The 12,660-nt window shown below is 68.1% G+C and carries 5 protein-coding genes and 1 riboswitch; of the genes, 1 reads left to right on the top strand and 4 read right to left on the bottom strand.

All coding sequences use genetic code 11. The annotated features are described in order from the left end of the window. Positions 1 to 89 precede the first annotated feature (89 nt). Positions 90 to 179, top strand: a riboswitch (yybP-ykoY riboswitch). Positions 180 to 267: 88 nt separating this feature from the next. After that, positions 268 to 843, top strand: a complete 576-nt coding sequence (locus tag BLS66_RS08690; RefSeq protein WP_049471108.1) for a manganese efflux pump MntP — start codon at positions 268 to 270, stop codon at positions 841 to 843. A 163-nt stretch (positions 844 to 1,006) separates the two neighbouring features. On the opposite strand, the gene BLS66_RS08685 is transcribed toward BLS66_RS08690, so the two are convergent. The 4 genes from BLS66_RS08685 to BLS66_RS08670 all read right to left on the bottom strand — a co-directional run bounded on the left by BLS66_RS08685 (position 1,007) and on the right by BLS66_RS08670 (position 12,524). Next, complete coding sequence (locus tag BLS66_RS08685) at positions 1,007 to 4,453, bottom strand: hybrid sensor histidine kinase/response regulator (RefSeq protein WP_053504778.1); 3,447 nt, start codon at positions 4,451 to 4,453, stop codon at positions 1,007 to 1,009. Between the two features lie 135 nt (positions 4,454 to 4,588). Then, on the bottom strand, positions 4,589 to 6,736 hold the full coding sequence (locus BLS66_RS08680; protein ID WP_074725653.1) for a S46 family peptidase: 2,148 nt from the start codon (positions 6,734 to 6,736) through the stop codon (positions 4,589 to 4,591). A gap of 137 nt (positions 6,737 to 6,873) precedes the next feature. Beyond that, complete coding sequence (locus BLS66_RS08675; RefSeq protein WP_074725652.1) at positions 6,874 to 10,731, bottom strand: translocation/assembly module TamB domain-containing protein; 3,858 nt, start codon at positions 10,729 to 10,731, stop codon at positions 6,874 to 6,876. Beyond that, on the bottom strand, positions 10,728 to 12,524 hold the full coding sequence (locus BLS66_RS08670; protein WP_064239536.1) for an autotransporter assembly complex protein TamA: 1,797 nt from the start codon (positions 12,522 to 12,524) through the stop codon (positions 10,728 to 10,730). The genes BLS66_RS08675 and BLS66_RS08670 overlap by 4 nt, the downstream gene beginning before the upstream one ends. Positions 12,525 to 12,660: the final 136 nt, after the last annotated feature.

The following is a 12,660-nucleotide window of genomic DNA, read 5'->3' as shown; positions in this document are numbered from 1 at the left end:
GCGGTATAGCCATCGCTATACAAACCAGCCCTGCCTGCGCGTTTCGCTGGAAATGCGCCACGCACGAATCGCGGTGCTAAGCTTCGCGTCCCCTTGGGGAGTAGCCGGATTCCTTCGCAGGAATCGTCCACGTCAACATACTCGGCCAGTGCGCCGTGGCGTGGACAACCATGATGGTTGGCGAGACCAGCGGCCCGCGCGCGCAACGTCAGGTTGGGCGCGAGCGCGAGCCGTGCGTCCGTCCTTGCCCGACCTCAGCAGCTGTCCATGTCCCCCATTTCGATCCTCCTGATCGGCTTTGCCATGTCCACCGATGCCTTCGCTGCGGCGATCGGCAAGGGTGCGGCCATGCGCAAGCCGGTGTTCCGCGACGCACTGCGTGCCGGCATCATCTTCGGCGTCATCGAGGCGATCACGCCCATCATCGGCTGGCTGCTGGGCCGCGCCGCGCTGCAGTACGTCGAAGCCTTCGACCACTGGATCGCCTTCGGCCTGCTCGGCGCGCTGGGCATCCACATGATCTACAACGGCCTGCGCCCGGACAGTGCCGAGGACGACGAAGACCCCTCGCAGCATCACGGCTTCTGGAAGCTGGCGCTGACCGGTTTCGCCACCAGCATCGACGCGATGGCGGTGGGTATCGGCCTGGCCTTCATGGACGTGCATATCGGCGTGATGGCCACGGTCATCGGCCTGTGCACGCTGACCATGGTCACCGTCGGCATCATGCTCGGCCGCGTGCTGGGCAGCATGGTCGGCAAGCGTGCCGAGATCATCGGTGGCGTGATCCTGGTGATCATCGGCGCGACGATCCTGTACGAGCACCTGCACGGCGTGGGGTAAAACGCCGAGAGCGAGCGATTGCGTGGTTGCCGGCCAGCGGCCGGCACTACCAGACGTCACATCCACGCATGGCGTGGATCTACTGCCGGGCTGATGAAGCTCTGGTAGATGCCAGGCTTGCCCGGCATGGTTTCACGTCGTGGTTGCCGGCCAGCGGCCGGCACTACTGCGCGTCGCGCAGCGCGCCCAGGAAGGCACGCAGCGAGGCCGGCTTGATCGGCTTGGTCAGCACGCGGTAGCCGCGTTCGCGTGCCATCCGCTTCAGTTCGTCACGCCCATCGGCGGTCAGCAGCGCACCCGGCAGTGGGTAACCGGCTGCTTGGCGCAACGCCACCAGCGCGTCCAGGCCGTCCATGCGGTCGTGCAGGTGGTAGTCCACCAGCATCACCTGCGGGCGCTCGGCGATCTTCTCCAGTGCCTGGTCAACGGTGGCGGCAGTGATCACCTGTACCTGCCAGCGACCGAGCAGCGCACGCATGCCGTCGAGGATCTCCTCGTCGTTGTCCACGCAGAGCACGCGCAGGCCCGCCAGTGAGTCGCTGCGCACGGGTGCGGCTACAGCCTGTACCGGCGCGGCCAGGTCCGTATAACCCGGCAGCGCTGCCACCCGCGGCAGGATGATCGAGAACATCGAGCCCTTGCCGACCCGGCTGCGCGCGCTGAGGCGATGGTCGAGCAGGCGCGAGATGCGCTGGCAGATCGACAGGCCCAGGCCCAACCCCTGCTCGCCCCAGTCGAACGGCTGCTGGTAGCGGTGGAACTCATCGAAGATCTGCCGCATGTGGTGCTCGGGAATGCCCGGGCCGGTATCCCAGACCTGCAGCTCCACTTCATCGCCACGCTGGCGCACCGCCAGCACGATGCGGCCCTGGCGGGTATAGCGCAGCGCGTTGGCCAGGAAGTTCTGCAGCACGCGCCGCAGCAGGCGGCGGTCGCTGCGCACCCAGGCCGGGCGCGCAAACAGGTCCAGGCGCAGGCCACGGCCGGCCGCGACCGGCGTGTACTGCGCCGCCAGCTCGCGCATCAACGCACTCACGTCGAATTCGCCGATCACCGGATGCAGGCCACCGGCGTCGAGCCGGGAGACATCCAGCAGGCCATCGAGCAGTTCTTCGGCGGCACGCAGCGACGCATCCACGCGTTCGGCCAGGTGCTTCTGTTCGTCGCTCACGTGGTCGCTGTCGCGGAGTGCGGAAGCAAACAGGCGCGCAGCGTTCAGCGGCTGCAGCACGTCGTGGCTGATCGCCGCCAGGAAGCGGGTCTTCGACTGCTGCGCGACCTCGGCCTCATGCGAGCGCTCGGCCACGCGCTGTTCCAGCGTTTCGTTGGCTTCCAGCAGCGCCTTCTCCGCGTGCTTGTAGTCGGTGATGTCGTTGTAGCTGGTCACGTAACCGCCGCCGGGCAGCGCCTGGCCGCGCATCTCGATCACCTTGCCGTCGCTGCGCGTGCGCTCGAACACATGCGGCGAACCGGCGCGCATGTAGCCGATGCGGCGATTGATCTGCACTTCGATATCGCCCTCGCCCAGCTCGCCGCGCTCGGCGTTGTAGCGGATCAGGTCAGCGACCGGGCGGCCCACATAGAGCATGCCGTCGGGGTAGCCGAACATGTCCTGGTAACGCCGGTTCCACGCGGTCAGGCGCATGTCCGGATCGACCACGCTGACCCCGGCGCTGATGTTCTCCAGCGTGGTCGACAGGATCTCGCGGTTGAAGCGCAGCTCCTGCCCGGCTTCGTCGAGCACCGCCACCACTTCGCCCAGGTCCATGCCCGAACCACGCAGCAGGCTGGTCAGCAGCAGGCGCGCCGAGGCCGCACCAATCGACGCGGCCAGCAGGCGCTCGGTGAACTGCACCCACGGCCGGTCCGCAGGCGCCGAAGACTGCAGCTCGCGGCCCAGCGACTGTGCCTGCTCGAAGAACGAGCGCCGTGCGTGGCGCTCGCCGACCACGCGCGAGGCCAGCGCCAGCAGGTCGCCCACGTGCACGTGGCCGGGCCAACCACCGGCCACCGATGGGCGCTCGGCATACGGGTCGAGGAACGGTGCGGCGCGCAGGCGCTCGTCGACGCCGGGTCGCCAGCGTGCGGACACCAGCATCATCGTCGCCGCATTGACCAGCAGCGACCAGAACGTGCCGTGGGTCAGCGGGTCCCAACCGGTCATGCCGAACAACTGCTGCGGGCGCAGCCACTCGATGCCGAACGGGCCGTGCTGCACCCAGGCGGCATCGACCCAGCCGGCCATGGTCATCGCCGGCAGCAGCAGGGTGTACAGCCAGGTGGCAAAGCCCAGCAGCATGCCCACCTCGACGCCGCGTCGGCTGGCACCGCGCCAGTACAGGCCGCCGATCAGCCCGGGCGCGAACTGCGCTACCGCCGCGAACGCCATCAGACCGTACGAGGCCAGCGTGCTGTCGTTGCTGCTGGTGCGGTAGTAGCTGTAGGCCATCAGCGCCAGCAGCAGGATCGCCAGGCGGCGGATCCACAGCACGCGCGAGGCGACGTCGGCCGCCTCCTGGTGGTCGCCGCTGCGACGCAGCAGCACCGGCATCACCAGGTCGTTGCTGACCATGGTGGCCAGGGCGATGGACGACACGATGACCATGCCGGTGGCAGCCGAGAAGCCGCCCACGTAGGCGATCAGCGCCAGCGCATTGCGGCCTTCGGCCAGCGGCAGGGCCAGCACCATCGAGTCGTCGGCCACGCTGCCGCCGGTGCCGAACAGGGTCACGCCGGCGGTGGCGATCGGCAGCACCATGCCGGAGATCAGCACCAGGTAGCCGCCGAACATCCAGCGCGCGCGGCGCACGTCGCGTACGTCACCGCACTCGACCACGGCCACGTGGAACTGGCGTGGCAGGCAGATGATGGCGAGGAAACTGAGCAGCGTCTGCGAGATGAAGCCCACCGGCGGCAGGCCAGTGAACAGCGTATGCACTGACTGCACCACCGCGTCGGTGCGGTTGCTCAGCCACAGGTAGGCGAACACGCCCACGGCCAGCATCGCCAGCAGCTTGATCACCGATTCGAAGGCAATCGCCAGCATCATGCCGTGGTGGTGCTCGGTGGCATCGACCTGGCGGGTACCGAACAGGGTGGCGAACAGCGCCATCAGCAGGGCCACGTACAGCGCCGGATCGGTGAAGAAGCCGGTGGGACCGGTGTTGCCGGTCAGCACCTGCAGGCTCATTGCCACCGCTTTGTACTGCAGGGCCAGGTACGGAATGATGCCGATCAACGCGATGATCGCCACCAGCGCCGCCAGCCGCCGCGAGCGGCCGAAGCGCGAGGAGATGAAATCGGCGATGGAGACCACGTTCTGGCTGCGCGCGATCAGCGCCAGGCGCTCGATGATGCGCCAGCCGAACAGCAGCAGCAGCAGCGGGCCGATGTAGATCGGCAGGTAGCCCACGCCGTTGCGCACGGCGGTGCCGACCGCGCCGTAGAAGGTCCACGACGAGCAGTACACGGCCAGTGCCAGGCTGTAGACCACCGGCCGCAGCCACGGCCGGTCGGGGTACATCGGCCGACGGTCGCCCCACCACGCCACGCCGAACAGCAGCGCGGCATAGGCAACCGAGACCAGCAGCAGGATCCAGCTGGAGACCACGCGCGCGTTTCCGTCGGAAGAACCCGCAGTGTAGGCCAGGCGTGGCCGGGGGTGCGGGCGCGTTGGGGGCAACCACCCCCACCAGGGTGGGGGCCTACGTGGTGCGGGCCACGACCGTGGGTCGTGGCCGGCGTCTTACTGGGCCGGCACGCCCATTTCCTTCAGCAGTTCCGGTGCCGGGTAGACCTTGGCCAGCAGCCAGCGCAAGTAGCGCATGTCCACGTGCACGGCGCGCTTGTAGCGCGGGTCGAACCACCAGCTGGCGCTGACCGACTCCCAGTTGCTGTCGAAGTTCAGGCCGATCAGTTCACCCTTGGCATTGAGCACCGGCGAGCCGGAGTTGCCGCCGGTGGTGTCCAGGTTGGTCAGGAAGTTGACCGTCTGGGTGTTCAGCGCCGGGTCGGCGGTGCTACCGAAATCACCCTTGGCGATCGCCGCCAGCAGCGGCTTGGGCGCATCGAACGGATAGGCGTTGGTGTTCTTTTCGACGATGCCGGCCACGGTGGTCACCGGCGAGTAGGTCACGCCATCGCGCGGGTGCAGCGCCTCGACCTTGCCGTAGCTGATGCGCAGGGTGCGGTTGGCATCCGGGTACACCGCGCGGCCCTGCTTGGCACGCCAGGCGAACAGCGCCTGCATGTACGCCGGTCGCAGGCGCAGCTGCTCGCCTTCGCGGGTCTTGCTCTCGTTCTCGATGCGCAGCTGCGCGGCCACCAGCGGGCCGGCCACGGCGATCAGCGGGTCGGCGGCCAGGGCCTTGCCTTCGCGCGCAGCCGCGAAGCGCGACAGGCGCTGCGCCTCATCGCCCAGCTGGGTCCCGGCATACAGGGTGTCCAGCGCCGTGGCCAACTGCTGCGGGGTACGGCCGAAGGCCGCGTCGAACTCGGCCACGCGCTGCGCGTCGGGCAGCTGCTGGTAGCGGGTCAGCAGGGTGGTCAGCAGGGCCTTCTCGACCTCGGGCGCGTAGCGACGCTGGACCTGCTTGAGCACGCCTTCGATCATCGCCTGGTCGCGCTGCTGGTAGCCGCTCTCGCGCTGTGCGTCCGGCTTGGCCGATTCGATCCGCAGGCGTTCCAGCAGCAGCGCCGAGCGCAGCAGCTGGCTCTGCGCGGCTATCTGTTCCAGCAGCAGGTCGCGCTCGCCCACCGCCGCGCCCTGCGACAGGTTGGCCAGCAGCGCCTTGATGTCGCCCTGGTACCTGCGGTCGGCGGCGGCCAGCATGGCCCGCTCGTCGGCGGCACGCTGGGCCTTGGCGTCGCTGCGCAGCAGGCCTTCCAGCTCGCCGGCGGCGCGCTTGCGGTTGTTCTTCAGCGACTGCAGCTGCGAGGCGTAGCGGGTGCGGGCCTGCGCGTCCTTGGCGCTGGCCGCCTCGATGGTGTCGATCATCTGCTGGAACACCGACACCCGGCGCGGCAGCACGGTATCGATCTGGCCGGCGAATTCGGCCGCGGTGCGGTGGCGGTAAGTGATGCCCGGGTAGCCGGCCAGCATCGCGTAGTCGCCTTCCTTCGGGCCCTCGACCGACATCTGCAGGTGTGCCGGCGCCTGGTAGGGCACGTTGTCCTTGCTGTAGGGGGCCGGCTTGCCGTCCTTGCCCACGTAGGCGCGCAGCAGGGTGAAGTCGCCGGTGTGGCGCGGCCACATGAAGTTGTCGATCTCATCGCCGTAGTTGCCGATCGCACGCGGCGGTGCGTACACCAGGCGCACGTCGCTCAGTTCCAGCTGGGCGATGCGGTAGAAGTCGGTGCCGTAGTACATGTTGGCCACCGAGCAGCGCACGCTGCCGTCCTTCTCGCACTCGGCCACGATCTGCTTGCTGGCCGCATCCACGGCGTCGAAGTAGGCACGGCCGGTCTTGCCACGCGCCTCCGCCAGCACCTGGTCGGTCACCTTGTCGAAGCCGACGGTGACCAGCACGCGGAAGTCCGGGTTGGCCGGGCGCTCGTCGGCACGGCCGTTGGCGATGAAGCCACCGTTGATCAAATCGTGCTCGGGCGAGCTGTTGTACTGGATCACGCCCATCGCCACATGGTGGTTGGTCAGCAGCAGGCCGTCGGCGGACACGAAGGAGCCGGTGCCGCCACCGGCGCGCACCACCGCGCTCAGCGGCGGCGCGGTGACATTGGCCAGGTCGGCCGGATTGCCCTTGAAGCCTGCCGCCTGCAGCGGCTTGGCCAGGTCCGGCAGCTGGGTCGGCATCCACATGCCTTCATCGGCATGGGCACCGGCGGCGAGGGTCAGGCCCAGGGCCAGGGCGGTGGGAAGGGCTTTGCGGGCAGACATCGGCGTTTCCGGCAGTACAGAACAGCCCGGGACCATAGCCGCTGGGGACCGATGGGGCAACGGCCGATGGTTGGGGCGACGCGCACGGTAGTGCCGGCCGCTGGCCGGCAATCACCGCAGCCACGCATGGCGTGGCTCTATTTCTCCCGCCGCCAGTTGATCGACCCACGGTTTTCCACGGTGCTCGACTCCACTTCCACGTCGAACCCGCGGCGCAGCAGGTACTTCAGCGTGATCACCGAACCGGCACCGACCAGCGACACGCCGTAACCCACGTACAGCTTGGGCGAGATGTACTTGCCGACGCCGATCACCGAGCCGCCCAGTGCGCGCGACTGGCTCACGCCGGCATCGTCCAGGCCCAGCTTGGCGCCCAGCTGCGAAGCCAGCAGGCCGCTGCCAGCCGAGAGCGCCGCCGAGGCCGCGTTGACCTGCTGCGCCTGGTCGCTGCTGGCACCGGTCAGGCTGCGTCCCAGCACTAGATAGGCCAGTGCCTCGGACTGCGACATCGCCGGATCGGACCACACGTCCGCCCGCGGCTGCTGCGCACGCCCGGTCACGTCGATGCCGGCGGTGACATCACCGATCCGGCGCTCGGCGCGGATGTTGATGCGCGGGTCGGACACCGCGTTGTAGTTCCAGTTGAGGTTGCCGCGGGTGATGGTCAGGTCCTGCCCATACGCCTTGTAGCGGCCACTCACTTCCAGGCCGCCATTGGCGGTCATTTCGCGGCCGGGCTTGGCCCAGACCTGCATCTTGCCGGTCAGCGCGCCCTTCAGGCCGAACCCGGTCATCTTCACCTTGTCGCCGAGGCTGACCGTCAGGTCCATGTCCAGCGGCGAGGTGCGCGACTCTTCCGGATCGGCCGGGTCCAGCACCACCACGTCTTCGGACACCGAGGTGCCGCGGTCCAGGCGCTCCAGGTCGATGTCGGCCTCGGGCACGTGCACGGTGCCACGCAGCTCCATCGCCGCCTTGGCCAGGGTGAAGTCGAGGTTGGGGTTGGCGACGATGCGCAGCTCGCTGGTGTTGGACAGCAGCACGTTCTCGCCGTGGATCTTCAGCTGCAGCGGCTGTGCATCACCGAACCACGACAGGCCGCCATCCACGTACAGCGTGCCCTGGCCCGAATTGGCCTGCGCGGTGATCTTGGCCGAACCGTCGGGCTGGGCCACGAAACTACCCTTGCCCTGGTCGAAGGTCAGGCCCAGCGCGGGGAATTCGCCCTTGAAGTTGCTCAGCTGCGCGTCGCCGCCCAGCGACGGCTGCCCGCGCGTACCGCGCAGGCTGACGTGGCCTTCGATCAGGCCGGTCGGGCGCACGATGTCCGGCGAGAACAGCTCCAGCCAGTACAGCCGCGACATGTTGAGGTAGAGCTCACCGTTCAACGGTGCACTGGCTTCCCAGCCGGTCTGCATCTTGGCGTCGACGAAGCCATTGCCCTGGAAGCCCATGCCCAGGTAGCCCTTGATGCTGGCCGGGGTCATGTCGAGCTTCAGCGAGAACTGGTCATAGCGCACCAGCTCGCCACGGGTGGTATCGCCCACGGTGTTGCGGTTCTCGCCCAGGCGCACGCCGCCTTCCTTCGAGCGCACTTCCACATGGCCTTCCCAGGCCGCGCCACGCGGGCGGATCTGCGCGTCCAGGCTGACGTCGCCGCGCAGATAGATGCGGCGGCCGGACTGTGGCGGCAGCCACGGCTGCACCAGCGCCAGCGGCAGCGCGTCACTGCGCACCACCAGGCCTTCGCGCGGCCAGTTGGCCTGTGCGCACAGCGCGCCGCTGCTGGCGGCGGCCAGGCAGGCTTCGGACAGGGTGTAGGTGCTGCCGTTGATCGCGAACGCCGCCGGTGCACGCAGCGACCAGGCATCGCCCTTCACCGGTGCGACGCGCAGCGAGGCCAGCTCGCCACGCCACTGCGGACCCTGCTGGCGCACGCTGCCCTGCAGCTCGATCGCGCCCATCTCATTGCGGGTCTGCGCAGCCAGGCGCAGGTTGGACACACTGCCCTGCGCATCCACGTTCAAGCGCTCCAGCAGCATGCCGGCGTTGACCTGCTGGCCCTGCACCGCCAGCGCGCCGCTGTCGCCGCGCCACGGCAGGTGGCCCTTGATGCTCACGCTCTCGGCGCCGTAGCCGTCCCAGTTGAGGTTGTTGCCGACCAGGTCGGCGGTGATGTCCGGCGCATCGCGCGGCCCCTTCACCTGTACCTGGCCACGCAGGCCACCATCGGCACCGGGCAGCAGATCACTCAGCTGCAACGGTTCGAAACGTGCATCGATGTCGAGGCGGTCGCCGACCTTGCCCGACGCGGTCACCCGGCTGCTGCCCAGCGACAGCTTCAGGTCACCCTGGCCCTGCGCGCCCTGCAGTGCGAACTTGCCCTGTGCATCAAGGTTGCGCTGGCGCAGGATGCCCTTCAGCGACGGCAGGTCGACGGTGGCTTCCAGCGTGCCGGCCGTGCCCGGTGCAGCGTTGGCTGGAGGCGGCAGCTGCCGTCCCTTCGAGGCCAGGTTGCCGGACAGCCGGCCGTTCCAGCCCGGCACGAAGTAGCCGGGGTCGAAATCCTTCAGCGTGGCCTTGGCATCCCAGTCGAGCTGCGGTGCCCAGGCCACCTGCCCTTCCACCTGCAGCTGGCCACCCGGCGTCTGCGCCTGCAGCTGGTGGATCGACGCGGCCTGGTCATTGCCGCGTACGTCGAACTGCAACTGCGCCTTCTGCGCCTCGCGTTCGATCTCGGCACGGCCGATCGCCGCCCAGGCCTTCAGGGTACCGGCCAGGCCGAAGCGTGCTTCCTTCAGGGTGACCGGCACCGGTGCGCTGCCAGCCGTGTTCGGGTCGGGTGCCGGCACGTAGGTCAGATCGCGTGCGACCACGGAGAAATTGAGTTTCTGCTGGCCTTCCTGGCTGAAGTCAGCGGTGCCCTCCAGGCGGGCTTCGCCGCCGAGGCCCTTCACCAGCAGCGGTGAGACCTTCAGCACCTGGTCCTGCAGCGACACCACCGACGGTGCCAGTTCCAGTTCCTGATCGCCCTGCTTCACCCTGCCGCGCAGGTTGGCATTGCCGCCCTTGCCGGCGGCGGTGAAGTCCAGCGACAACGGCGCAATCGCCGAGTTCGCCAATGCCGGCGAGAGCAGCGACAGATCCAGTTCGTCGCTGCGTACCGTGGCATTCCAGGTCGGGTCGGTGCGGCCGTCGAATACCAGCATCGCCTGCAGCGGCTTCGGCGCGCGCCCGGCTACGGCCACTTCCATGTGCGACAGGTCGCCACGTGCGACCAGGCCCACCGTAGCGGCGGTGCGCCCGCGCGGCGCCGGCAGCACTGCGGTCACGGTCACGTCGGTGTCGTAGTCCTTGGCCGGGATGTAGCGGCCCTGGGCCGTAAAGTTGCCCAGGTCACTGTCCACGACCAGCTTGTGCGCCTGGAACTCGCCGTTGGCGATCTCGATGCCGCCACGCACGCGGCTGATGTCGATCACCGGCTCGTTGGCCTGGCTGATGCGGAAGCCATCGATGGCGATGACATCGGCCTGGATCGCCAGCGGCATCTCGATCTGCGGCAGCGAATCGGGCCACGACGGCAGCTTGAAGGGCTCATCGCTCTTGGCCAGGTTCAACGTCGCGTTGGTCAGCTCCAGCTTGTCCAGCAGCAGCTTGCGGCCCAGCAGCGGACGCAGGTCCGGCTCCAGGTGCGCGCGCTCGGCGTGGAAGTGGATGTCGTCGTAGCGGAAGTCGACGTTGTACAGGGTCAGCGGGCCAGCCACCGGGCCGTCCACCTTGTCCCAGGTGAAGCTGGCGCCCACCGGCAGGCGCGCCACCACCTGGGCCAGCAGCACATCGCGGCCGGCCACGGTCTGCAGCAGCCAGTACACCGCCAGCAGGGCCAGCAGCACCAGGCCGATCACGCCCACCCCGGACCATGCCCAGAAGCGCCGGCGGCGGTAGAAGCGCACGCGCGGCGGCGGCGTGCTCGCGGTCGGTGCGGGCGTGCTCACAGGTCCGCTCCGATGTTCAGGTACAGCTGGAACTGCGAATCCGGGTTGTTCAGGCCATGCGCCACGTCAATGCGCACCGGGCCCACCGGCGATTTCCAGCGCACGCCGAAGCCGACGCCGGTGTGCAGGTCGATGGTGTTGTCAAAGGCGCTGCCGGTATCGACGAACACCGCCGCGCCCCAGGGGCCGCCATTGAAATAGTGTTCGTATTCGGCCGAGCCGATCACCAGGTTCTTGGCGCCCAGCGCGTATTTGTCGGGTTTGGGCGTGCGCGGGCCGACTTCGCGGTAGGCGTAGCCACGGATGCTGCGGTCACCGCCGGCGAAGTAGCGCAGGCTCGGCGGCATCGCCACCAGGTCACTGGTCCAGGTGGTGCCGCCTTCACCGCGCAGGATCAGGCGGTTGCTTTCACCCACCGGGATGTACCAGCGCAGCACGGCGTTGGCCTGCACGAAGCTGGTATCCGAGCCAGCGCCTTCCACGCCGGCACGCACCGTCGCCGCGCCGCTGATGCCCTTGCGCGGGAACATCTCGTCGTCGACGTTGACGTAGTCGGCAACCATCTGCGGGTACACCAGCGTCGAGGTGTTGTAGACGGCATCGGTGAATTCGGTGCCGGACGCGTAGCGCCAGCGCTCGCGCAGTGCGTTGATCGAGGCGATCGCGGTCCAGTGCTCGTTGATCTCGCCGCTGCGGCTGGCGATCAGCTTGAAGTTGCGCAGATCGATGTAGTCGGTCTGCTCGTCGTACGCGCTGGCGGCGAAGGTATACCAGCCGTCGAGCCAGTTGAAGGCCGGAATGCGGTAGCTGGTGACCAGGCTCTTGCGCTTCTGCGCATAGTCCAGCTGCGTGTTCATCTTGTGGCCGCGGTTGTTCAGGAAGCGCCGCTCGATGCCACCGCGCACACCCGGGCCGCTCTCGCTGCCGTAGCTCAGGCCGGCGGTGTAGATGGTGCGCTTGGCGCGCGTCAGCTTCACATCCACCGGCACTTCGCCGTTCTCGTCGGCCTGGTCCGGGCGCGGCTGGATGTCGATCACGCTGAAGTAGTCCAGCTTGGTCAGCGACTCGCGCAGCCGGTCCAGCTTGCCCTCGTGGTAGTAACTGCCCTGGTCCCAGTAGACCAGTGGATCGAACAGCTTGTCGACGAAGTAGTCCTGCTGGAAGCGCACCGGGCCCATGTTGTAGCGGCGGCCGCTGTCCCAGGTCAGGTCGATGTCGGCGGCGTTGTCGGCGCGGGTGATCTGCACCTGGCGCTGGGTGTAGTCGGCGTCGAAGTAGCCGCGCTCGGCCAGGCGCCGGGTGATGGTGATCTTGCTGGCTTCGTACTGGGTGTGCTCGAAGCGCTGGCCCTTGCGCGGCTTGAAGGCGGCCAGGTCGTCCTGCAGGTACTGGTCGTACATCGCCGGCCCGGTGATGTCGATGTGCTCACGGCGCACGGTCACCGGGGTGCCCTTGTCGACATGGATCAAGACGCGCACATGCTCATCCTCGCGCGGCGCCTCGACCTTGATCACAGGGTTGTAGTACCCGAACGGTTCCAGCGCCTGGCGGGTCTGCCGCTCGGCCTGCGACAGCAGGTACTCCAGGCGCGATTCGCCCTGTTCCTTGCCGATCGTGTCGTACAGCGACAGCGATTCCTGGATGTTCTCGATGATTGCGGCGTCGTCGCCCTTGTCCAATCCCTTGATGTCCACCTTGTCGATGGTGCCGCGCGCGTGGGCCACGGAGGTGGCGGCCAGCGACAGGACCATCAGCGGCAGGGCGTATTTCTTTGGCTGCATGCGGGACAGCATACCGACCGTAGGTGACGATGCGAAATGCATCACGCCATCGGGGATCGGTTGTTAAGTGGCGGTCAAAATACGCGCCTCTGTGGCGATCATCGCAATTGCAGGCGAGGATGCCGGCATCGTGCGCGATGCCGGCGAT

The sequence above is a fragment of the Stenotrophomonas pavanii genome (genome assembly GCF_900101175.1).
Classification (GTDB): domain Bacteria; phylum Pseudomonadota; class Gammaproteobacteria; order Xanthomonadales; family Xanthomonadaceae; genus Stenotrophomonas; species Stenotrophomonas pavanii.
Note: the sequence above shows the minus strand (reverse complement) of the source record. Positions and strands in the feature narration are given on the sequence as shown.

Bases quoted from the DNA above. Each gene is read 5' to 3' on its own strand.
- BLS66_RS08690 (WP_049471108.1), top strand. From the start codon at position 268: ATGTCCCCCATTTCGATCCTCCTGATCGGCTTTGCCATGTCCACCGAT.
- BLS66_RS08680 (WP_074725653.1), bottom strand. From the start codon at position 6,736: ATGTCTGCCCGCAAAGCCCTTCCCACCGCCCTGGCCCTGGGCCTGACC.
- BLS66_RS08670 (WP_064239536.1), bottom strand. From the start codon at position 12,524: ATGCTGTCCCGCATGCAGCCAAAGAAATACGCCCTGCCGCTGATGGTC.